Here is a 21799-nt window from a genome sequence, read left to right as displayed (position 1 = left end):
AGTCATTGATACTGCTCCAGTAAGTTGGCAATACCTTCCGGCGTCAGATGAACGTGGGTATCTTCATCCACCATCATGGTCGGGCCTTTATCACAGTTACCCAGGCAGCAGGTCGGCAGCAACGTAAAGCGGCCATCCGGCGTCGTCTGGCCCGGTTTGATGTGCAGGTTTTGTTCTAAAGCGGCCTGAATCCCCTGATAACCGGTGATATGGCACACCACGCTGTCGCAGTAGCGAATCACATGACGTCCTACCGGCTGACGATAGATCTGGCTATAGAATGTCGCCACACCTTCGACGTCACTGGCGGGAATACCCAGCACCTCGGCAATGGCGTGAATCGCGCCGTCAGGCACCCAGCCACGCTGTTTCTGCACGATCTTCAGCGCTTCGATGGAAGCCGCACGCGCATCTTCGTAATGGTGTTTTTCGTGCTCAATCGCGTGGTGTTCTGCCTCGCTCAGCACAAAGACCTCATTCGGGTCGATCGTTTGGATGGCAATTTTTTGATCGTGCATAATTAGCGGTCCACGTCTGACATAACAAAATCGATACTACCGAGGTAAACGATCAGATCGGATACCAGGCTGCCACGGATCACCGAAGGGATCTGTTGCAGATGCGGGAAGCTCGGCGTACGCACGCGGGTGCGGTAGCTCATGGTGCTGCCATCGCTGGTCAGGTAGTAACTGTTGATCCCTTTGGTCGCCTCGATCATCTGGAAGGATTCGTTGGCCGGCATTACCGGGCCCCAGGAAACCTGCAGGAAGTGAGTGATCAGGGTTTCGATGTGTTGCAGCGTGCGCTCTTTCGGCGGCGGCGTGGTTAGCGGGTGATCCGCTTTGAACGGCCCTTCCGGCATATTTTTCAGGCACTGCTCCAGAATGCGCAGCGACTGCCACATCTCTTCCATTTTCAGCATCACGCGGGTGTAGGCATCGCTGATCCCGGCACCGACCGGAATCTCGAAATCGAAATTCTCGTAACCTGAATACGGACGCCATTTACGCACGTCAAAATCAAGACCCGTGGCGCGCAGACCGGCACCGGTGGTGCCCCACGCCAGTGCTTCGTCCATGTTGTACGCGGCAACGCCCTGAGAACGGCCCATCAGCACGCGGTTGCGCAGCGCTGCTTTGTCGTACTCTTTCAGACGTTTTGGCATCCAGTCGAGGAATTCACGCAGCAGACGTTCCCAGCCTTTCGGCAGATCGTGCGCCACACCACCAATACGGAACCATGCCGGGTGCATACGGAAACCGGTAATGGCTTCGACCACATCATAGATTTTCTGACGATCGGTAAAGGCGAAGAATACCGGCGTCATAGCGCCGACGTCCTGAATAAAGGTAGAGATGTACAGCAGATGGCTGTTGATGCGGAACAGTTCCGACAGCATCACGCGAATCACATTGACGCGATCCGGAACGGTGATACCCGCCAGTTTTTCCACCGCCAGCACATACGGCATTTCGTTAACGCAACCACCGAGATACTCGATACGGTCGGTATACGGAATGTAGCTGTGCCAGGACTGGCGCTCACCCATCTTCTCGGCACCGCGGTGGTGATAACCAACATCCGGCACGCAGTCGACGATCTCTTCGCCATCCAGTTGCAGAATGATACGGAACGCACCGTGGGCAGACGGGTGGTTTGGACCGAGGTTAAGGAACATAAAGTCCTCGTTGGCGGTGCTGCGCTTCATCCCCCAGTCTTCGGGTTTGAAGGTCAGCGACTCCATTTCGAGGTCTTCTTTTTGTTTGGTCAGCGTGAAGGGATCAAATTCGGTCGCACGCGCTGGATAATCCTTGCGCAACGGATGCCCTTCCCACGTTTGCGGCATCATGATGCGCGTCAGGTGCGGGTGACCATCAAAGGTCATGCCAAACATTTCCCAGGTTTCGCGCTCATACCAGTTGGCATTGGCAAAAATTTTGGTGATGGTCGGCAGACGCATATCGTTTTCAGACAACGCGACTTTGAGCATGATGTCGCGATTGCGTTCAATCGATAGCAGATGATAGAAAACAGAAAAATCCGCGGCAGGCAGGCCCGCACGGTTGGTACGTAAACGCTCGTCCATGCCATGCAAATCATACAGCATGACGTAAGGCTTCGGCAGTTTGCGCAGGAATTCGACAATTTCCAGCAATTGTTCACGCTTCACCCACACCACCGGAATACCGGTGCGGGTGGCCTGAACGGTAAAGGCATCCGGCCCAAAACGGTTACGCAGCTCGCCGATCACCGGGTCGTCCAGGTGATCCCGGGTTTGCCATGCAGGCTGAGCGAGATCTTGCGTGGTTAAATCTGTCATACGTTACTCACCATTCCGGCCTGTTATCAGGCACTCAAAAGAAGGCGTCAGGATGGCGGCACACATTAAATTGTGGTGTTCTGCTGCGGCCGTGGCTCCATCCGTGTACGGGTAGCTTAAACTTCGTCGGGAGTTCTCAGGTTGGTGACGGCGATACGGTCACCACGTTTTCTTTCGCGTTCTGATTGCATATTCGCGCGATAGACGCCCTGATCCCCCACCACCCACGAGAGCGGACGACGCTCTTTGCCGATGGATTCGCGTAACAGCAGCAGCGCCTGCATATAAGCTTCCGGACGCGGCGGGCAACCTGGGATATACACATCCACTGGCAGGAATTTATCTACGCCCTGTACCACCGAATAGATGTCATACATGCCGCCGGAGTTGGCACAGGCCCCCATTGAGATGACCCATTTGGGTTCGAGCATCTGGTCATACAGACGCTGAATCACCGGGGCCATTTTGGTAAACGGCGTACCGGCAATCACCATGAAGTCAGCCTGACGCGGTGAGGCACGCATAACTTCCGCACCAAAACGCGCCACGTCATGCACCGCAGTGAATGACGTGGTCATCTCCACGTAGCAACAGGAAAGGCCGAAGTTGTACGGCCAGAGAGAGTTTTTACGACCCCAGTTCACCATGTCGTGCAGGGCATTTTCGAGTTTGCCCATATAGACGCTGCGGTGAACGTGCTGCTCCAGAGGATCAGCGACGATCTCCTGTTTTTGCAGCGGATAGCGATCGTTATCGCCCCCATTCGGGTCTACGCGTGTCAGCGTGTAGTCCATCTTATTGCCTCGCTTTTACTGCTTTTGAGGATTGGTGTGGCTGTGACTGACCGGGCTTGACTTGACCACCACGCGACGACGCGCCGGTGCCCAATCCAGCGCACCGATGCGAACCAGGTAAACCAGGCCTGCCAGTAGCACCAAAATGAAAATTGCGGCTTCGACAAAGCCGACCCAGCCACTTTCGCGGATGGAAGTCGACCATGCGTATAAAAAGAGGGCTTCGACGTCGAAAATCACGAAGAACATCGCAACCAGATAGAATTTTGCAGAGAGGCGAATATGGGTGTCACCGACCGAGTCGATACCCGATTCAAACGGGGTGTTCTTGTAACGCGCGCGGGCACGACCACCTAACAACCAGCCACCGGTCAACATAAAGGCGCAAAGACCGAACGCGAGAACAATGAAAACAATAAATGCCCAGTGATGAGCGATCACTTCTGTGGTTGTTGACATACTCTTTGCTTACTCATCAAAAGTGGCGATGGCATCCTGCACATTCGCAGCAAACGCACCACATCGATTCAAGGGAAGGATAAAAAACCTTATAAACTTTGCTGTCATTAGCAATTAAGCAGCAATTTTATGGGGTTTTTTACTCCTTTCTATAACCTTTTGTCAACTTTGACAAAAGTATCCAAACATTATTTTACATCCGCAGCATATTATTAACATACAAGGCCCGTTGCGCCAGCTAAATCGCTTCAGTTTGTGAGGTTACTTTCAGTGTAGCGGGTATTCACATGCATGGATCGTGCATTTAACAATCATATTTTGACAGGAATTAACCGGATTTCCTTGTCCTTTTCAGGGCTATTTTCTTGATCCAGGACACATAACAATGCTTTTTGCTGTAAAAAGAGACAATTCTCGCAGGCAGATGCCCAGGGAAAGATGGCACGAAATGAGAAAATCTTTCCACTTCAGATGAAAATGAAACGCATTTCATTTTTTCAGGCGGAGGGAAATTTATTGCAGGCTTGTCAGCATCAGAATGGCAGAGATAAAAGACATAAAAAAAGCCTTAGCAGAGAAAAATCATGCTAAGGCTTATTTATCTAAGTTTTAACAATTGCCTGGTATTCTATTTGAGAATGATTACCCGCGCAGATTGTGCTTACTCTTCGTCGTCCAGCAACAGTGTGCCGTCCGGATTTGCACTCAGATTGTACGGATCATTAGTGGACTGCATAGCATTGAAGATGGCCAGCGCCAGTTCATTATCGCTGTCCGGATTACGGCACAGCAGATATTGGGTATCCGGCAGAACAGGCAAGCCTTCAGCAGCCCCCATCACACGCAGTTCCGGGCTCATCATTTCCACCGGACGCGCGGTAACGCCAAGACCGGCTTTTACTGCCGCACGGACTGCCGCCAGCGTCGAGGCCACATAGGAAATACGCCACGGAATACCCGCTTCGTTCAGATGGTCAATCGCCATGTCGCGGTACGGGCTTGGTTCATCCAGCAGCACCAGTGGAATCGCTTCACCGCGCTGGAAGATGTAATCAGCCGCACAATACCACAGGGTCGGCGAGGTACGCAGAACCTGGTGGGTAAAGTTACCCGGACTGGAAGTGGTGACCACCAAATCCACTTCTCCCTGGTTCAGCATTTCCATCATAAATGGATTACGCTTCACGCGGACATCAATCGCCAGCTTCGGATAAACCGAGGTCACACGATTGAGCAGGAAAGGCAGAATGGTATCTGAGGTGTCGTCAGAAGCGCCAATGGTCAGCACGCCCTGAATATTGCTATACATCAGAGAGGTACAAGCTTCGTCATTGAAACGAAGGATTTTTCTGGCGTAGCCCAGCAGTTGGATGCCATGCTCCGTCAGTAATTTATTACGTCCATGTCTGGCAAACAGCTCTTTACCTACCAATTGTTCCAGACGCTGCATCTGCTGGCTTACTGCTGATTGCGTTCTGCACACGGCCGCAGCCGCAGCCGCAAAAGTGTTCAGGTCAGCAACGGCGACGAAAGTTCTCAGCAGATCGAGGTCGAGATTCAGTATCGGACGATTTGCATTAGTCATGTTTTTTCTTCACTTATAAGATTTTTTACAAACTACTACCCTGGTGTATTACCTTACTTATCATTGGGATAAGAGGTAATGGTGCTTAATGACAGTCCTGTGTGGAGACTGTCATGAAAAAACTGGGTCAGGCGGATTCCAACGATTACGTCACTCTGAAAACAGAGCAGCGGCGTCACAAAGACAGAACAACTTCTCGGGCCGAAAGCGTAAATCGCGCAAATGCAGGAAGCTGTGTAGTTGCCTGGTTTCCCGCCAAAAGTGTGCGCGGGTCAAAAAATGATAACTGTATGTTATGGTGATGCGAAGAGGTAAAGTGCATCAAATAATAAATTATACTTAATCATTTTTGCGCCAGAAATGGAAATGTTTTTGTTAGAAAGCTCATAATTTTTGACCTGTCCCCTTTTCCCGCACATCCTGCCACAAAGCTGTTCATTTTTTAAGCCCTTCTGGTTCCGAAACTTCATAGGGAAAGCTTAAGTTTCAGCGCAAATGCTATTTAATACAGACTACGGACACCGCCCTGCTGCCGATAGTTATCCGATTCTGTCTCTGAAACTGAATGAGAATCGGGTACAGTTTCTGACGCCAGCGGACAATAAACTGGCAATGACTAATTATTCGACTTCCTACAAGGATTCTTTAACTATTTCATTACGTCGCTAACGATTCAATGCGACAGTTGTGAATAAAAATATACGCAATCCCCTTCTTTACGTCTGGATTAAGGAGTTTACAGCTCCCCGGCCCCCTGTCAGCATTAAATATCAACCCTGGTAACTTTACTGGATAATTCAACCAGATTAATCAGTGTAAAATGCCTTTTCAGCCAGTATCAGCATAAAAAATTGCCAAACTCGCCAAAACCTTTCGTTACCCTTCTTTTGTTCCGGGGAGAGGAGTAAATTGGGCGGGTTTGTTTTTTGAGGCAGGTTAAATGGACTCTGCCCGTTAAGGCGGTAGCGATGAATTTTCAAATTGATAAATCCGGCAAGCTGGATAATGTCTGTTATGACATCCGTGGTCCGGTACTGAAAGAGGCGAAACGTCTCGAAGAAGAAGGCAACAAAGTTCTCAAACTCAACATTGGCAACCCTGCCCCGTTTGGTTTTGAAGCCCCCGATGAAATCCTGGTTGATGTGATCCGCAACCTGCCCAGTGCCCAGGGATATTGTGACTCCAAAGGTCTCTATTCAGCGCGCAAAGCAATCATGCAGCATTATCAGGCGCGCGACATGCGCGATATGACGGTTGAAGACATCTATATTGGTAACGGTGTTTCGGAGCTGATTGTGCAGGCCATGCAGGCGCTGCTGAACAGCGGTGATGAAATGCTGGTGCCTGCACCGGATTACCCGTTGTGGACCGCTGCCGTCTCCCTTTCCAGTGGTAAAGCGGTACATTATCTGTGTGATGAATCCGCCGGCTGGTTCCCGGACCTGGATGATATCCGCAGCAAAATCACCCCGCGCACGCGCGGCATCGTGATTATCAACCCGAACAACCCCACCGGTGCGGTGTACAGCAAAGAATTGCTGATGGAAATCGTTGAGATTGCCCGCCAGCATAACCTGATCATCTTTGCCGATGAGATTTACGACAAGATCCTGTATGACGAAGCGCAGCATCATTCCATTGCCGCGCTGGCTCCCGATCTGTTGACCGTCACCTTTAACGGCCTGTCAAAAACCTATCGCGTTGCTGGTTTCCGCCAAGGCTGGATGGTGCTGAACGGTCCGAAGAAACACGCGAAAGGCTACATTGAAGGTCTGGAAATGCTGGCCTCAATGCGTTTGTGTGCCAACGTACCCGCACAACACGCGATTCAAACCGCGTTGGGTGGCTATCAGAGCATCAGTGAATTTATCGTGCCGGGCGGCCGCCTTTATGAGCAACGCCAGCGCGCCTGGGAATTGATTAATGACATCCCGGGCGTCAGCTGCGTCAAGCCGCAGGGTGCGCTCTATATGTTCCCGCGCATTGATGCGAAGAAATTCAATCTGTTCGACGATCAGAAAATGGTGCTTGATTTCCTGCTCCAGGAAAAAGTGCTGCTGGTGCAGGGTACCGCGTTCAACTGGCCATGGCCGGATCACGTGCGCATCGTTACCCTGCCCCGCGTTGACGATCTGGAAATGGCCATCACCAAATTTGGTCGCTTCCTGCAAGGGTATCGTCAGTAGCGTCACACGCGTATAGTGAGTGTATTTCGGGGAGAGGCTTCCCTCCCCGCCGTCCGATCAGGAACTGCTCATGACCCGTAGCCACTTTTTTGCCCATCTCTCCCGTCTTAAACTGATCAACCGCTGGCCACTGATGCGTAACGTACGCACCGAGAATGTCTCTGAGCACAGCCTGCAGGTCGCCATGGTCGCCCATGTGCTGGCCGTGATTAAAAACAAAAAATTCAACGGCAATCTGAATGCCGATCGCATTGCCATGCTGGCGCTTTATCATGATGCCAGTGAAGTGCTGACCGGCGATCTACCGACCCCGGTGAAGTATTACAATGCGCAAATTGCCCATGAATACAAAAAGATCGAGAAGATTGCCCAACACAAACTGATTGAAATGCTCCCGGCGGAACTGCAGGAAGAGTTTCGTCCGTTGCTGGATGAGCATCTGCATAGCGAAGCGGAACAGGCAGTGGTGAAGCAGGCCGATGCCCTGTGTGCGTACGTCAAATGCCTTGAAGAACTGTCTGCCGGTAACAATGAGTTTTTGCTGGCAAAAGCGCGTCTGGAAAAAACGCTGGCGCAACGCCGTTCGCCGGAAATGGATTATTTTGTTGAGGTTTTCATCCCCAGCTTCAGCCTGTCGCTGGATGAAATTTCGCAGGATACGCCGCTGTAGCGGCGCGATCTATCGCGCCGCTACGGATTATGCTTGCAGCGACAGGGTAAAACCGCCCTTGCCGTCACCGGTCACGACCAGGGCTTCCAGCGTGGTAAGCGCAAAAGTTACCTCGTCAAGACGCGGAGTATCTTTCGACGCATTCACCGCAATCACCGCGCTGCCCGCATTCAATCCGGCCAGCACACCCGCAGGCGCATCTTCCACCACCACGCACTCGCCAGCCGCCAGACCCAGTTTCTCTGCGCCCAACAAATAGGCATCCGGTTCCGGCTTGCCGCGTTTTACATTCTCGGCGGTGATAAACACGGCAGGTGCAGGCAATCCGGCGGCTTTGTGACGCGCATGGGCAACCGGGACTGAACCTGACGTGACAATCGCCCACGGAATTTGCAGCTCGTTGAGTGTCACCAGCAGTGCCTGTGCACCCGGCAAAGCACACACCCCGTCAGTATCTTCCGCTTCGATACGCTCCAGACGCAAAAACTCCGCCTGAATCGTCTCCTCGCTCTGGCCCACCATAAAATGGCGCAGCGAAGTAATTGCCTGTTTACCATGAATGAAGCTCAGGATTTCTTCCGCCGCAAAACCATGACGTTCACCCCATTGGGTCCACGCGCGCTCAACAGCAGGCAGCGAATCCACCAGCGTGCCATCTAAATCAAACAGAAAACCCCTGTACTTCACTCGATGCTCCTTCTTCAGGCATTAAGGATTTGCGCGATCTCGTTCGCGCTCAAATGATACTGACGCGGACAAGTGTGCCACACCGCCAGCATACGTTGGTATTTTTCCCACATCGGCGTTTGGGCATTAAACCCGTGGGTGCCGGAATCAAAGTGGGTGTAGCGCCCTTCGGTATTGACCATAAAGCGCACATAGCCGAGGTAGCGTGCTTCCGTGGCGGCGTCAAAACCGAGAAAGGCCAGACGACGTTCCTCAATCAGCGCGGAATCTTTGAGATTGGACCAGGAAACATGCAGCGCGTGGTGCATCTCCATAATATCGATCAGGGTGCGACAGGTGTCTTCGCTAAGCTCGCCGAACTCTTTATCCAGTTCGCGTAACTGCAGGCCATAGCCACGTTCAATGATGGTCTGATAACGGCGGTAACGTTCAGCGTTGTCCGGCTCCAGCATCGCCATCATTTTGTACTGATTCGACAGGATGAGCCGCTGTGCGTGGGTCATTTCCATGGTTGTTCTCCCGGGGCATCAATTTAGGTATAGAGAAATGATTGCACAAGGGAACAGATGCGGGTATGTCCGCACCACTTTTCTTTGATTTGAACCGGGATCAGCGGCGAATTCTGTCCCGGCGGGAAACGTTTATCGATCAAAGATCGTCAAGGAAGGTGCGATCCAGCTGTTTAAATGCCCGCTTCAGCACATCGGCCAGTGCCTGGTAGGTCGGTTTACCTTCGACCGGCGCAATCGCCTGTCCGGCTTCTTCCAGTTTGGCGCGGACCTCATGGAACCATTGCAATAAAGAAGGTGGCAACGGTGTCATCGAGCGCTTACCCAGCCACCATAAACCCTGCATCGGCAGGCTACAGGCAAACAATGCCGTCGCCACCGCTGGCCCCAGCTGTCCCCCCATGGCGATCTGCCACGTCAGGGTAAAAATTGCCAGGGGAGGCATAAAGCGAATGGAAAAACGTGTCGCCGTCACCACACGATTTTCAGGAAACACCGGAGCCAGGCGTTTATCGGCTGGCCAGGTCTTCATGTAATGCTGGCCGCGCTGAAATAAGCCGAACCAGCCTGGATTACCTGTATCATTCGCCATGGTAGACCTCAACTATTACTGCAAGATTTAAAATAAACTGACAACCACACAACTTTACGTGACATCCTTCAAAAGTTTTTGTCTTTAAGGGTGACACTGGGTATTCTGACGCCGTTTTAGCAACATTACCGGAAGCTTCTGCTCAATAAAAGCGCAGTTTAGAGCCATGTTTCGCTAAGCTGATTTAAAAAAATCGCGTAAAATTACCAAAATTTTTTTGCGGATCGGTCTCTTTTTGACTACCGCATGATGTTAATCATTAATTTACCAGCTTTCATGAACTACGCTGTTAGTCTGATTGCGTTATTTCTCGCCACTATTTAACCAATAGGTACTTCCATGTCGACGAAGTTAGTTCTGGTTCTGAACTGCGGCAGCTCCTCACTCAAGTTTGCCATCCTCAACCCCGCCAACGGTGACGAATTCCTCTCCGGTCTGGCTGAATGCTTCCACCTGCCTGAAGCGCGTATTAAATGGAAACTCGAGGGTAGCAAACAGGAAGCCCCTCTGGGCGCGGGCGCAGCGCACAGCGAAGCCCTCAACTTCATTGTTAAAACTATTCTGGCACAAAAACCAGAGCTTTCGGCACAAATCGCTGCAATCGGCCATCGTATCGTTCATGGCGGCGAACAGCTGACGAAATCTGTCGTGATTGATGAGTCCGTTATTCAGGGCATTAAAGATGCTTCTTCATTTGCTCCGCTGCACAATCCGGCACATCTGATCGGTATCGACGAAGCAATGAAAAATTTCCCGCACCTTTCAGATAAGAATGTGGCGGTTTTTGATACAGCATTCCATCAGACAATGCCTGAAGAATCGTATCTCTACGCTCTGCCGTACAAATTGTATAAAGAACACGGCGTACGTCGCTATGGTGCCCACGGTACCAGCCACTACTATGTGACCCAGGAAGCGGCAAAAATGCTGGGTAAACCGGTAGAAGAGCTGAACGTCATCACCTGCCACCTGGGCAACGGCGGTTCTGTTTCCGCCATTCGTAACGGCATTTGCGTCGATACCTCAATGGGTCTGACGCCACTGGAAGGTCTGGTGATGGGCACCCGTAGCGGTGACATCGATCCGGCCATCGTCTTCTTCCTGCATGACACCCTCGGCATGAGCGTTGATGCCATCAACAAACTGCTGACCAAAGAGTCTGGCCTGCTGGGTCTGACCGAAGTGACCAGCGACTGCCGCTACGTGGAAGATAACTACACCACCAAAGAAGATGCCAAACGCGCCATGGACGTGTTCTGCCATCGCCTGGCGAAGTACATCGGCGGCTATACCTCGCTGATGGAAGGCCGTCTGGATGCGGTAGTCTTCACCGGCGGTATCGGTGAAAATGCCGCGATGGTGCGTGAGTTGTCGCTGCAAAAACTCGGTCTGCTGGGCTTTGAAGTGGACCACGAACGTAACCTGGCGGCGCGTTTCGGTAAATCCGGCTTCATTAATAAAGAAGGCACCCGCCCAGCGGTGGTGATCCCCACCAACGAAGAGTTGGTCATCGCCCAGGACGCCGCGCGTCTCACCGCGTAAATGCTTCTCTCCGTCAGCTCAGGCTGACGGAGTTGTTTTTGACACCCTGCAACACCTGAGAGGTTATAAAGTGTCACGTACAATTATGCTCATTCCAACCGGCACCAGCGTCGGTCTGACCAGCGTCAGTCTTGGCGTGATCCGTGCGATGGAACGCAAAGGCGTGCGCCTGAGCGTATTCAAACCGATTGCGCAGCCACGTACTGGCGGCGACAAACCGGACCAGACCACCACCATCATCCGTAAGAACTCCACGATCCCAGCCGCTGAACCGCTGCTGATGTCGCGTGTTGAGTCGCTGCTGGGTTCGAACCAGCAGGACGTGCTGATGGAAGAGATCATCGCCCGCTACCATGAAAACACCAAAGATGCCGAAGTGGTGCTGGTGGAAGGTCTGGTGCCGACACGCAAACACCAGTTTGCCTCCGCACTGAACTATGAAATCGCCAAAACCCTGAACGCCGAAATCGTCTTCGTCACCGCCCTGGGTAACGATTCTCCGGCCCAGCTGAAAGAGCGTATCGAACTGACGCAAAGCAGCTTTGGCGGCAGCAAGAACAAAAACATCACTGGCGTGATCATCAACAAACTGAATGCTCCGGTGGATGAACAGGGACGCACGCGTCCGGATTTGTCAGAGATTTTTGATGACTCTTCCAAAGCCAGCATCGCCAACATCGATCCTAAAACGCTGTTCACCAACAGCCCGCTGCCGGTGCTGGGTTGTGTGCCGTGGAGCTTTGATCTGATCGCCACCCGCGCGATTGATATGTGCCGTCACCTGAACGGCGACATCATCAACGAAGGCGAAATCCAGACGCGCCGGGTGAAATCCGTCACCTTCTGTGCCCGTAGCATCCCGCACATGCTGGAGCATTTCCGTCCGGGTTCTCTGCTGGTGACCTCAGCAGACCGTCCTGACGTGCTGCTGGCAGCCTGTCTGGCCGCGATGAACGGCGTGGAAATCGGGGCCATTCTGCTGACCGGTGGTTACGAGATTGATGAACGTATTGGTCGTCTGTGCGAGCGTGCCTTCCAGACCGGCCTGCCGGTATTTATGGTGAAAACCAACACCTGGCAGACCTCGCTCAGCCTGCAAAGCTTCAACCTGGAAGTCCCGGCTGATGATACCCAGCGTATTGAAAAAGTGCAGGAGTACGTCGCCAGCTACATCAATGACGACTGGATCGAATCGCTGACCGCCACCTCCGAGCGCAGCCGTCGTCTGTCACCGCCAGCCTTCCGCTACCAGCTGACCGAGCTGGCACGCAAAGCAGGCAAGCGTATCGTTCTGCCGGAAGGCGACGAACCGCGTACCGTGAAAGCCGCCGCCATCTGTGCCGAACGCGGAATCGCCACCTGTGTGCTGCTGGGTAACCCGGATGAGATCCAGCGTGTGGCTGCGGCTCAGGGCGTGGAACTGGGCAAAGGCATCGTCATTGTCGATCCGGAAGTGGTGCGTGAAAACTATGTGCCGCGTCTGGTTGAACTGCGTAAGAGCAAAGGCATGACCGAAGTGGTTGCGCAGGAACAGCTGGAAGACAACGTGGTGCTGGGCACCATGATGCTGGAAAGTGGTGAAGTTGATGGCCTGGTTTCCGGTGCCGTACACACCACCGCCAACACCATCCGTCCGCCGTTGCAGCTGATCAAAACTGCGCCGAACAGCTCACTGGTTTCTTCGGTGTTCTTTATGCTGCTGCCGGAGCAGGTGCTGGTGTATGGCGACTGCGCCATCAACCCGGACCCGAACCCGGAACAGCTGGCCGAAATCGCGATTCAGTCTGCCGATTCTGCTAAAGCCTTCGGTATCGACCCGCGCGTCGCGATGATCTCCTACTCCACCGGTAACTCCGGTGCCGGTAGCGACGTTGAGAAAGTCCGTGAAGCCACGCGTATCGCGCAGGAAAAACGCCCTGACCTGGTGATCGACGGTCCGTTGCAGTATGACGCCGCCATCATGGAAGACGTGGCGAAATCCAAAGCGCCGAACTCGCAGGTTGCAGGCCGTGCCACCGTGTTTATCTTCCCGGATCTGAACACCGGTAACACCACCTACAAAGCGGTACAGCGTTCAGCGGACCTGATCTCCATCGGACCGATGTTGCAGGGTATGCGCAAGCCGGTGAACGACCTGTCACGCGGTGCGCTGGTGGACGATATCGTCTACACCATCGCCCTGACAGCGATTCAGTCTCAGCAGGCTGAAGGTTAAAACGCTTAAGGCGTCCCTTGGGACGCCTTGTTTTGCGCGATAAATCGCGCCGCTACGTACACTGCACACATTTGTAGCGGCGCGATTTATCGCGCAAGGTCGACAGCGATTTATTGCAACATCACATCCAGCGCACGCAGATGCTGCGGCTGCCACGACAGGCTTACCTGCGCGCCCGGCTGCCAGCTTTTGTCCATCTTCGACGGTGACAGTTTCACCATAAAGTTCTCCTGCCCGGCCACGCTGGTCAGCATACGAACATGGTCACCCAGGTAAATAAACTGCTGGATCTGCGCCTGCACGATCTGATCGCCCTGCTCCGGCGCATTGACGTTCACACGCTCCGGGCGAATGCTGAGCTGGATCTTTTTGCCCGGTGAACTGGGGCGCACTTTCAGCGCATCAAGCTGCGTACCATCATCCAGTTTCACCTGATAGAAATCACCGTTCTGCGCCACCTGCGTCGCCAGTAAGCTGTTGTTTTCGCCAATAAACTGAGCGACAAACGCATTCTCCGGCTGCTCGTAAAGTTTGTCCGGGCTGTCCATCTGCTGGATCATGCCATCGTTGAATACCGCGACCCGATCGGACATGGTCATCGCTTCGCTCTGATCATGCGTCACATAGACGATCGTCAGGCCCAGCATATCGTGTAACTGTTTGATCTCCATCTGCATATGTTCGCGCAATTGCTTATCCAGCGCCCCGAGCGGTTCATCCATCAGCACCAGCTTCGGTTCAAACACCAGCGCACGCGCCAGGGCCACACGTTGCTGCTGCCCCCCGGACATTTGGGCCGGATAGCGATCCGCCAGTGACGTCAGTTTGATCATATCCAAAATGCGATCAACGCGGGATTTGATGTCGGCTTTGTTCATGCGGCGGATCGACAGCGGAAAGGCAAGATTTTCCGCCACCGTCATATGGGGAAACAGCGCATAGTTCTGGAACACCATGCCGATATCGCGCTGGTGTGGTGGCAAGGTATGCAACGGTTTATCACGCAATAAAATCTCGCCATCAGTCGGCGTTTCAAAGCCCGCCAGCATCATCAGGCTGGTGGTTTTACCTGAACCGGATGGACCAAGCAGCGTGAGAAACTCCCCTTCCTCCACGTCAAGATTGAGGTTACGCACCACCAGCTTATCGCCGTCGTAACTCTTTTTTATGTTCCTGAAACTAACGAAATTTCTCATGACGTTCTCTCGTAAAGCGTGAAGGAAAAGTAATCCGGCACGATTCCTGCATCGACATGTCTGACATGCGCATGCTGGCGGCTCTTTTTTTAGCACTACCACAACGCATTTCAGGAACACAAGAGAAATTTGACAATTTGAATACAAAGTTAGTCTGAATCAAAAAGCGCAGGCTATTGATTTCTATTGTCTTTTAAAAACAAGCGTTACAAAAATGTTAATAATAGCGCTAATGCACTGATTACGTGCCCTGCACCGGGACAGGGCAGCATAGGTCACATCGGCACCGGTGTGGTTTTGAGATGGTGTTGCAGGCGTTGCAGAATCGGCGCGAACGCAGTGGCCATCTGCGCTTCGTCAACGCAGGCGTAGCCCAGCAGCAGGCCCCGACGCAACGTCCCGCGCTGGTAGTACGAGGAGAGCGGACGCGTCAGCACGCCGTTCTGCTCCAGCTCAGCGCTGAAAGCCACATCGTCGATACTTTCCGGCAGGCCGAGAATCAGGTGCAGCCCGGCGTTGCTGTGGTGTACCACCCAGGACGCGCCGAGGGTGTCGGTAATCAGCGCCACCAACGCCGCACGGCGACGGCTGTAAATCTGCCGCATCCGCCGCACATGGGCTGCGTAGTGCCCTTCACGAATAAACTCCGCCAGCGTCAGCTGCACCAGGCCATATCCGCCACGATAAAGCTCCGAATGGGCCATTTTCATACGCGTCGCCAGGGGTTTTGGCACCACCATGTAACTCAGACGAATCCCCGGGTAGAGCGTCTTGCTGAAGGTGCCGAGATAAATTACTGGTGCATCCGGCGACAAGCCCTGGAGTGCCGGAATCGGACTGCCAGCAAAGCGGAACTCACCGTCGTAATCATCCTCAACCACCCAGCTACCGGTACTTTTGGCGCGATTTAATAACTCATGGCGGCGTTGCAGGCTCATCACTGCCCCCAGCGGATACTGGTGCGAGGGGGTGACGCAAATCAGGCGTGGCGCAGGACGGTCACTCTGTTCCGCGGGCAGCACCAACCCCTGCTCGTCCACCTCGGTGGGGATCAGGTCGATACCATTGACTGCCAGCACGTTGCGGATGCCCCAGTAACCCGGCTCCTCCACCAGCGCACTGTCGCCCGGATCGCACAGCATTTTCGCCAGCAAATCGAGCGACTGATGGGTGCCCGCCGTGACCAGCACCTGTTCCGCCGTGCAGTTGACCGAACGGATCACCCGCAGATACTCAGCCAGCGCCTGTTGCAGCTCGACGCATCCACCGTGGTTGGCATAGCTCAGTGATTCCACCGGCAGACGTCGGCTGATGCGCAGCTGGATTTTGCGCCAGATATCGTGCGGCATATAACTCACATCCGGCACGCCCGGCATAAACGCCCCCCACTGAAACGCCCCGGCACCACTTTGCGACAGCAGACGCGCCCCGCGTCGTGACAGGCGGATAGTATTCATACCACGGGCGCGTGGAACAGGTGCCGGGGCCACTTCCGGGCTTTGTTCCGGTAGCACCAGGCAGACGAAGGTACCACTTCCGGTGCGGGTTTCCAGATAGCCTTCCGATTGCAGTTTTTCGTACGCCGCCAGTACGGTATTACGCGACACCGAAAGCTCGCGCGCCAGGTCACGGCTGGCGGGCAGACGCACTCCGGTGGCAATGGCACCTTCCTGAATCGCCCCCTGCAACACGTCGTACAGGCGCTTGGCCAGCGAGCCGCCGGAAAGCTGATTTAAACGCTGAAACAGCAGGTCACCCAGTAAGCTGCGCAAAATTGGTACCTCAAAATAAAAAAAACTGGCTCTGGATTATAAAACCCTGAAAACGCTAAAAAGCAAGCAGGGCAGTTTTCCGGCGTGAAGTCAGCCGGCGAATCACATGATGAGGTTGAGCTATGAGTAACAGCGAATTACAGGCACGTCGTTTAAACGCCACCCCACGCGGTGTTGGTGTGATGTGCGATTTCTATGCCGTGAAAGCGGAAAACGCCACGCTCTGGGATCATCAGGGCCGTGAATACACCGATTTCAGCGCCGGTATTGCGGTACTAAACACCGGCCACCGTCACCCGAAAGTGATGTCTGCGGTGAAACAGCAGCTGGATTGCTTCACCCACACCGCGTTCCAGGTGATCCCTTACGAGAATTACATCAGCCTGGCCGAGCGCCTGAATGAGCGCGTACCGGTTACCGGTCCGGCCAAAACCACTTTCTTCTCCACCGGAGCCGAAGCGGTGGAGAACGCGGTGAAAATTGCCCGCGCGGCTACCGGTCGTCCCGGCATCATCGCCTTTACCGGTGCGTTTCATGGCCGTACCCATATGACCATGACGCTGACCGGCAAAGTGGTCCCCTACAAGACCGGCTTTGGTCCGTTCGCCAGCTCAGTATTCCATGCCCGCTATCCCAATGCACTGCATGGTCACAGCGTGGCAGCGGCACTGGAAAGTCTCGAAGCCATCTTCAAGTGCGATATCAGTCCGCAGCAAGTCGCCGCCATCATTTTCGAACCGATTCAGGGCGAAGGTGGTTTTAACGTGGCACCGCCGGAATTTGTCAGCGCGCTGCGCACGCTGTGCGACCAGCACGGCATTTTGTTGATTGCCGACGAAATTCAGAGCGGCTTTGCCCGCACCGGTAAGCTGTTTGCCAGCGAATATTATGACGTGAAGCCTGACCTGATCACCATGGCGAAAAGCCTGGCGGGCGGCATGCCGTTGTCGGCGGTATCCGGACGCGCTGAGGTGATGGATGCACCGCAACCAGGCGGTCTCGGCGGCACTTACGCCGGCAGCCCGCCAGCGATTGCTGCGGCACACGCGGTACTCGACGTGATCGACGAAGAACAACTGTGTCAGCGCGCGAACCAACTCGGCGCAAAATTGAGTGAAACCCTACAGGGTGCCGGGTGCCGTTCACTGGCTGAAGTACGCGGTCGCGGTTCAATGATTGCGGCGGAGTTTAATGACGCCGCAGGTAAACCTTCCGCCGATATCGCGCGCGCCATCCAGCAGCAGGCACTGGCACAGGGGTTGATTCTGCTGACCTGTGGCGTGCACGGTAACGTGATCCGCTTCCTTTACCCGCTCACCATTCCGGACGCGCAGTTCAACAGCGCATTGCAACTGCTGTCCGGCATTCTGGCGCAACACTAAATCTCTCCCCCGATGCATAGCGCCGTTCCCGCTATGCATCGGTACCTGGCATAAAAGCTGCATTGCAAACACTACGCAGGTTCGCCTGCACATCAATAATAATTCAGGAGTTGTGGGATGGTTAAAAAGTTAGCTGTACTCATTTTCGCTACCATAGCACTGCAAGCACAGGCAGAAACCCTGACTGTGATCTCTTTTGGTGGCACCAACAAGGACGCCCAGGACAAAGCATTCTATAAACCCTTTACCGCTGCCGGGAAAGGCACCATTGATGCTGGCGAATACAACGGCGAGATGGCGCGTATCCGTGCCATGGTGGAGACCAAACAGGTCGGCTGGGATGTGGTTGAGCTGGAAACCCCGGAACTGCTGCGTGGTTGTGATGAAGGCCTGTTCGAGACGCTCGACTGGAGCAAGCTGGGCAACAAAAGTGATTTCATTCCTGGCAGCGTCAGCGAATGTGGTGCCGGGATTTTTGTCTGGTCTACCGTGCTGACCTACGACGCCGACAAGCTGAAAACCGCCCCCACCAGTTGGGCTGATTTCTGGGATGTGAAGAAATTCCCCGGCAAACGCGCGCTGCGTAAGAGCGCCAAATACACCCTCGAAATCGCGCTGATGGCGGATGGCGTGAAGCGTGAAGATGTCTACAAAGTGCTGGCGACCCCGGCCGGTGTCGACCGCGCCTTCAAAAAGCTGGATGAGCTGAAACCAAATATCCAATGGTGGGAATCCGGCGCACAACCGCTGCAATGGCTGGTATCGGGTGACGTGGTGATGGCATCGGCTTATAACGGCCGTGTCGGTACTGCCCAGGCGGAAGGCCACAACTTCAAAATCGTCTGGGACGGCGGCCTGTATGACCTGGATAACTGGGCCATCGTCAAGGGCTCGAAGCATAAAGCCCTGGCAGAACAGTTTATCGCCTTCGCCAACCAGCCCGAAAATCAGAAAGTCTACGCCGAAAATATTCCTTACGGCCCGACCAATATCAAGGCCGGTGCCCTGCTGGCACCTGAGCGCCTGAAGCAGCTGCCCACCTCGCCGGATAACCTGGCGAAATCGGTGCAGGTGGATGCCAATTTCTGGCTGGAACACGGCGAAGAACTGGAACAGCGCTTTAACAGCTGGGCCGCGAAGTAATGTTGTCCGGTAACGGCGCGATCTAACGCGCCGTTGCACAGCACAGAATTTTCAGTAAGGAGTCCGGCCATGAGCCAAAATCCCGTTTTGGATCCCCCAGCACAATCAGTGCATAACCCGCGCGTTCCGACGCTGCGCCAGCGTCTGCAACGCAGCGAGTTTGCGAAGACGCGACGTTCGCTGCTGCTGATTGCACCTCTGCTGGTGTTCGTGGTGGTCTGCTTCCTGTTCCCAATTGGCTCGATCCTGAGCATGAGCATCAATAACCCGGAGCTGCCGGAAGCATTGCCGCAAACCAGCAAAGCGTTGCAGCAGTGGTCAGGCAACGCGCTACCGGATGAGCGCGTTTATGCGCTACTGGCCAAAGAGTTGATCGCCGCCCGCGATCAGGGACAAATCTCCAGCGTGGCGAAACGTCTCAGCTACGAAGATGCCAGCTACCGTCGCCTGATCCTCACCGTTCCGCGCATCGCCCCTGCCGACGGGGTGGATGTGAAAAACACGATGATGGCTAAACAGCCGCTGTGGGGCGATCTCACCACCTGGCGCACGCTGCAACGTGCCGCAAAACCCTTCACCAGCCTCTACCTGCTGTCGGTGTTTGACCGTAAAGTCGATGCCAAAACCGGTGACATCGTCAGCCAGCCTGCTGATCAGGCGCTGTACGTGAATGTATTGCTGCGCACCTTATGGATGGCGACAGTGGTGACGCTACTGTGCGTCGGTATCGGTTATCCGCTGGCCTACTGGCTGGCGAAGCAACCTTCTGGCCGCGCCAATCTGCTGATGATTCTGGTGCTGCTGCCGTTCTGGACCTCACTGATTGTGCGTACCGCCAGCTGGATTGTGCTGCTGCAATCGGGTGGTCTGATTAACCGTGCGCTGATGGGCATCGGGGTGATCGACCATCCACTGACGCTGGTATTTAACCGCCTGGGTGTTTATATCTCGATGACCCATATTCTGCTGCCGTTTATCGTGCTGCCGCTGTACGCAGTGATGAAAGGCATTTCTCCCAGCTATATGCGCGCCGCTATCTCGCTCGGTGCGCATCCCTTCCTTGCCTTCTGGCGCGTCTACGTGCCGCAAACTTTTGCCGGTATCACCGCCGGTGCGCTGCTGGTATTTATGATGGCGATTGGTTATTACGTCACCCCCGCGCTGCTCGGCGGCCCGGATGACCAGATGGTCAGCTATTTCGTGGCCTTCTTTACCAACAGCACCATGAACTGGGGCATGGCCGCCGCCCTGGGCAGCCAGCTGCTGGTTATCGTGATGCTGCTGTACATCGTTTATATCCGTGTCACCCGAACCTCCGCAGAAGCGGCGGCGCGCTAAGGAGCGAAGAAATGAAACAACAAGGTTCTACTCTGCTGCGCCTGTGGGGCGCGTTCTTCAACTTCTATGGCGCGGCGGTGCTGCTGTTTTTAATTCTGCCGATTCTGGTGATCGTGCCGCTATCGTTTAACTCCAGCTCATTCCTCAGCTATCCGCTGAGCGGCTTTTCACTGCGCTGGTATCAAACCTTCTTTCATTCACAGGAATGGCTGGGCGCGCTGGGGAACAGTTTGCTGATTGCGCCGCTGGCAACATTGCTCGCCACCATTCTTGGGGTGCTGGCGTCAATGGGACTGGTACGCGGCGAATTTCGCGGCAAAGGCATCGTAATGGCGATTATCATCTCGCCGATGGTGGCACCGGTGGTGATTATCGCGGTAGGGATGTTCTTCTTCTTCGCCCGGTTATCGCTGCTGAACAGCTACCTCGGACTGGTGCTGGCGCATACGCTGCTTGGCGTACCCTTTGTAGTGATTACCGTGGTGGCGGTGCTGAAAAGCTATGACACCAACCTGTCACGCGCGGCAGCCAGCCTGGGCGCATCACCGCTGCTGACCTTCCGCAAAATCACGCTGCCGCTCATCGCTCCAGGGGTGTTCTCTGGCGCGTTATTTGCCTTTGCCGCCTCGTTCGATGAAGTGGTGGTGACGTTGTTTCTCGCCAGCCCGAGCCAGCGTACCCTGCCGATTCAGATGTTTGCCGGGATTCGCGAAAACCTCGATCCCACCATCGCGGCAGCGGCGACGCTGATGATTGCGGCGTCACTGGTGCTGCTGATTGTGATGGAGATACTGCGACGGCGTGGTGAGCGTATGCGTCAGTCGCATCCCGCCCATTAATGCAAAAGGCACCACTTGCGGTGCCTTTACTTTTTAGGATTCGCTGTTGCGACTCAGCCACAACGACAATGCTTTCAGCGAATCATCAGTGAACTCATCACAGCGGGCGGTGATCTCTTCCGGCGTCATCCAGAAGACTTCATCCACCTCCTCTTCCTGCATCGCAAACGGACCATGCGACACGCAGCTGAACAAACCGCCCCAGACGCGGCAATGTTCATCTTCGAAGTAGAATTTTCCATGCTCAGCAAACGGCACTGCGGCAATACCGAGTTCTTCTTCCGCTTCACGACGCGCCGATTCCAGCATGTCTTCACCGCTCTGCACCACACCACCGGCGGTGGCATCGAGCATACCGGGCATGAAGTCTTTGATTTCGGTACGACGCTGCACCAGAATCTTGCCCATGCCGTCATGCACCACGATATAGGTGGCGCGATGACGCAGGCACTGCGCACGCATCTGCGCGCGACTGGCCTGCGCAATCACTTCATTCTCTTCGTTAACGATATCTACCCATTCGATACCGTTATCTGCAGGTTGATCCACCATCCGTAACCCTTTTCTGTT

General features: G+C 54.3%; 19 protein-coding genes. 8 read left to right on the top strand and 11 right to left on the bottom strand.

The window, feature by feature from the left end:
• Nucleotides 1-2: 2 nt before the first annotated feature.
• The 5 genes from nuoE to lrhA form a co-directional block, all read right to left on the bottom strand.
• The gene (gene nuoE / locus PW844_RS00225) at nucleotides 3-518 is read right to left on the bottom strand and encodes an NADH-quinone oxidoreductase subunit NuoE (RefSeq protein WP_299445328.1); all 516 of its coding nucleotides are present in this window, start codon (nucleotides 516-518) and stop codon (nucleotides 3-5) included.
• A gap of 2 nt (nucleotides 519-520) precedes the next feature.
• Entirely contained in the window at nucleotides 521-2320 is a 1800-nt protein-coding gene (gene nuoC / locus PW844_RS00220; RefSeq protein WP_084876119.1) for an NADH-quinone oxidoreductase subunit C/D, read from the bottom strand.
• Nucleotides 2321-2436: 116 nt separating this feature from the next.
• Nucleotides 2437-3114, bottom strand: coding sequence for an NADH-quinone oxidoreductase subunit B family protein (locus PW844_RS00215; RefSeq protein ID WP_084876120.1), 678 nt, complete (start codon nucleotides 3112-3114; stop codon nucleotides 2437-2439).
• Nucleotides 3115-3129: 15 nt separating this feature from the next.
• A complete protein-coding gene (locus PW844_RS00210; RefSeq protein ID WP_084876121.1) occupies nucleotides 3130-3573 on the bottom strand; it encodes an NADH-quinone oxidoreductase subunit A in 444 nt (147 codons plus the stop codon).
• 661 nt (nucleotides 3574-4234) lie between these two features.
• Nucleotides 4235-5158 carry a transcriptional regulator LrhA gene (gene lrhA / locus PW844_RS00205; protein ID WP_007889314.1) on the bottom strand — a complete coding sequence of 308 codons (924 nt, stop codon included), beginning with the start codon at nucleotides 5156-5158 and terminating at the stop codon, nucleotides 4235-4237.
• Between the two features lie 968 nt (nucleotides 5159-6126).
• Between lrhA and PW844_RS00200 the strand changes: the two genes are divergently transcribed.
• Nucleotides 6127-7344, top strand: coding sequence for a pyridoxal phosphate-dependent aminotransferase (locus PW844_RS00200; RefSeq protein ID WP_084876123.1), 1218 nt, complete (start codon nucleotides 6127-6129; stop codon nucleotides 7342-7344).
• A gap of 70 nt (nucleotides 7345-7414) precedes the next feature.
• A complete protein-coding gene (gene yfbR / locus PW844_RS00195; protein WP_299445317.1) occupies nucleotides 7415-8014 on the top strand; it encodes a 5'-deoxynucleotidase in 600 nt (199 codons plus the stop codon).
• A 27-nt stretch (nucleotides 8015-8041) separates the two neighbouring features.
• On the opposite strand, the gene PW844_RS00190 is transcribed toward yfbR, so the two are convergent.
• The 3 genes from PW844_RS00190 to yfbV form a co-directional block, all read right to left on the bottom strand.
• Nucleotides 8042-8701: a sugar phosphatase gene (locus PW844_RS00190; protein ID WP_299445315.1), complete on the bottom strand. Its 660-nt coding sequence runs from the start codon at nucleotides 8699-8701 to the stop codon at nucleotides 8042-8044.
• Nucleotides 8702-8715: 14 nt separating this feature from the next.
• Complete coding sequence (locus PW844_RS00185) at nucleotides 8716-9210, bottom strand: YfbU family protein (protein ID WP_084876126.1); 495 nt, start codon at nucleotides 9208-9210, stop codon at nucleotides 8716-8718.
• 139 nt (nucleotides 9211-9349) lie between these two features.
• Nucleotides 9350-9802: a terminus macrodomain insulation protein YfbV gene (gene yfbV / locus PW844_RS00180; RefSeq protein ID WP_084876127.1), complete on the bottom strand. Its 453-nt coding sequence runs from the start codon at nucleotides 9800-9802 to the stop codon at nucleotides 9350-9352.
• 339 nt (nucleotides 9803-10141) lie between these two features.
• On the opposite strand from yfbV, the gene ackA reads away from it, so the two are divergent.
• Both ackA and pta read left to right on the top strand, forming a co-directional pair.
• Nucleotides 10142-11344 (top strand): acetate kinase, encoded by a 1203-nt coding sequence (gene ackA, locus PW844_RS00175; RefSeq protein WP_299445312.1) that lies wholly within the window; start codon nucleotides 10142-10144, stop codon nucleotides 11342-11344.
• 70 nt (nucleotides 11345-11414) lie between these two features.
• Nucleotides 11415-13559: a phosphate acetyltransferase gene (gene pta, locus PW844_RS00170; protein WP_299445310.1), complete on the top strand. Its 2145-nt coding sequence runs from the start codon at nucleotides 11415-11417 to the stop codon at nucleotides 13557-13559.
• 110 nt (nucleotides 13560-13669) lie between these two features.
• On the opposite strand, the gene PW844_RS00165 is transcribed toward pta, so the two are convergent.
• Complete coding sequence (locus tag PW844_RS00165) at nucleotides 13670-14755, bottom strand: ABC transporter ATP-binding protein (RefSeq protein ID WP_299445308.1); 1086 nt, start codon at nucleotides 14753-14755, stop codon at nucleotides 13670-13672.
• A gap of 275 nt (nucleotides 14756-15030) precedes the next feature.
• Nucleotides 15031-16527 (bottom strand): PLP-dependent aminotransferase family protein, encoded by a 1497-nt coding sequence (locus tag PW844_RS00160; RefSeq protein WP_299445306.1) that lies wholly within the window; start codon nucleotides 16525-16527, stop codon nucleotides 15031-15033.
• Nucleotides 16528-16649: 122 nt separating this feature from the next.
• On the opposite strand from PW844_RS00160, the gene PW844_RS00155 reads away from it, so the two are divergent.
• The 4 genes from PW844_RS00155 (at nucleotide 16650) to PW844_RS00140 (ending at nucleotide 21229) form a co-directional block, all read left to right on the top strand.
• Entirely contained in the window at nucleotides 16650-17909 is a 1260-nt protein-coding gene (locus PW844_RS00155) for a 4-aminobutyrate--2-oxoglutarate transaminase (RefSeq protein WP_299445304.1), read from the top strand.
• A gap of 117 nt (nucleotides 17910-18026) precedes the next feature.
• Nucleotides 18027-19052, top strand: a complete 1026-nt coding sequence (locus tag PW844_RS00150; protein WP_299445302.1) for an ABC transporter substrate-binding protein — start codon at nucleotides 18027-18029, stop codon at nucleotides 19050-19052.
• 69 nt (nucleotides 19053-19121) lie between these two features.
• On the top strand, nucleotides 19122-20390 hold the full coding sequence (locus PW844_RS00145; RefSeq protein ID WP_299445300.1) for an ABC transporter permease: 1269 nt from the start codon (nucleotides 19122-19124) through the stop codon (nucleotides 20388-20390).
• A gap of 11 nt (nucleotides 20391-20401) precedes the next feature.
• Nucleotides 20402-21229, top strand: coding sequence for an ABC transporter permease (locus tag PW844_RS00140; protein ID WP_299445298.1), 828 nt, complete (start codon nucleotides 20402-20404; stop codon nucleotides 21227-21229).
• A 33-nt stretch (nucleotides 21230-21262) separates the two neighbouring features.
• Here PW844_RS00140 and yfcD read toward each other — a convergent pair whose 3' ends face one another.
• Nucleotides 21263-21781, bottom strand: coding sequence for an NUDIX hydrolase YfcD (gene yfcD / locus PW844_RS00135; protein WP_299445296.1), 519 nt, complete (start codon nucleotides 21779-21781; stop codon nucleotides 21263-21265).
• Between the last annotated feature and the right edge of the window lie 18 nt (nucleotides 21782-21799).

Source organism: Pantoea sp., from assembly GCF_028283705.1.
In the GTDB taxonomy this organism is placed as follows: domain Bacteria; phylum Pseudomonadota; class Gammaproteobacteria; order Enterobacterales; family Enterobacteriaceae; genus Pantoea.
The sequence above is the reverse complement of the archived record's forward strand: the minus strand, read 5'-3'. Positions and strand labels throughout refer to the sequence as shown.

Bases quoted from the DNA above. Each gene is read 5' to 3' on its own strand.
- nuoC (WP_084876119.1), bottom strand. From the start codon at position 2,320: ATGACAGATTTAACCACGCAAGATCTCGCTCAGCCTGCATGGCAAACC.
- yfbR (WP_299445317.1), top strand. From the start codon at position 7,415: ATGACCCGTAGCCACTTTTTTGCCCATCTCTCCCGTCTTAAACTGATC.
- PW844_RS00145 (WP_299445300.1), top strand. From the start codon at position 19,122: ATGAGCCAAAATCCCGTTTTGGATCCCCCAGCACAATCAGTGCATAAC.
- PW844_RS00185 (WP_084876126.1), bottom strand. From the start codon at position 9,210: ATGGAAATGACCCACGCACAGCGGCTCATCCTGTCGAATCAGTACAAA.
- PW844_RS00200 (WP_084876123.1), top strand. From the start codon at position 6,127: ATGAATTTTCAAATTGATAAATCCGGCAAGCTGGATAATGTCTGTTAT.
- lrhA (WP_007889314.1), bottom strand. From the start codon at position 5,158: ATGACTAATGCAAATCGTCCGATACTGAATCTCGACCTCGATCTGCTG.
- ackA (WP_299445312.1), top strand. From the start codon at position 10,142: ATGTCGACGAAGTTAGTTCTGGTTCTGAACTGCGGCAGCTCCTCACTC.
- nuoE (WP_299445328.1), bottom strand. From the start codon at position 518: ATGCACGATCAAAAAATTGCCATCCAAACGATCGACCCGAATGAGGTC.
- yfcD (WP_299445296.1), bottom strand. From the start codon at position 21,781: ATGGTGGATCAACCTGCAGATAACGGTATCGAATGGGTAGATATCGTT.
- yfbV (WP_084876127.1), bottom strand. From the start codon at position 9,802: ATGGCGAATGATACAGGTAATCCAGGCTGGTTCGGCTTATTTCAGCGC.
- PW844_RS00210 (WP_084876121.1), bottom strand. From the start codon at position 3,573: ATGTCAACAACCACAGAAGTGATCGCTCATCACTGGGCATTTATTGTT.
- PW844_RS00165 (WP_299445308.1), bottom strand. From the start codon at position 14,755: ATGAGAAATTTCGTTAGTTTCAGGAACATAAAAAAGAGTTACGACGGC.
- PW844_RS00150 (WP_299445302.1), top strand. From the start codon at position 18,027: ATGGTTAAAAAGTTAGCTGTACTCATTTTCGCTACCATAGCACTGCAA.
- PW844_RS00155 (WP_299445304.1), top strand. From the start codon at position 16,650: ATGAGTAACAGCGAATTACAGGCACGTCGTTTAAACGCCACCCCACGC.
- PW844_RS00215 (WP_084876120.1), bottom strand. From the start codon at position 3,114: ATGGACTACACGCTGACACGCGTAGACCCGAATGGGGGCGATAACGAT.
- PW844_RS00140 (WP_299445298.1), top strand. From the start codon at position 20,402: ATGAAACAACAAGGTTCTACTCTGCTGCGCCTGTGGGGCGCGTTCTTC.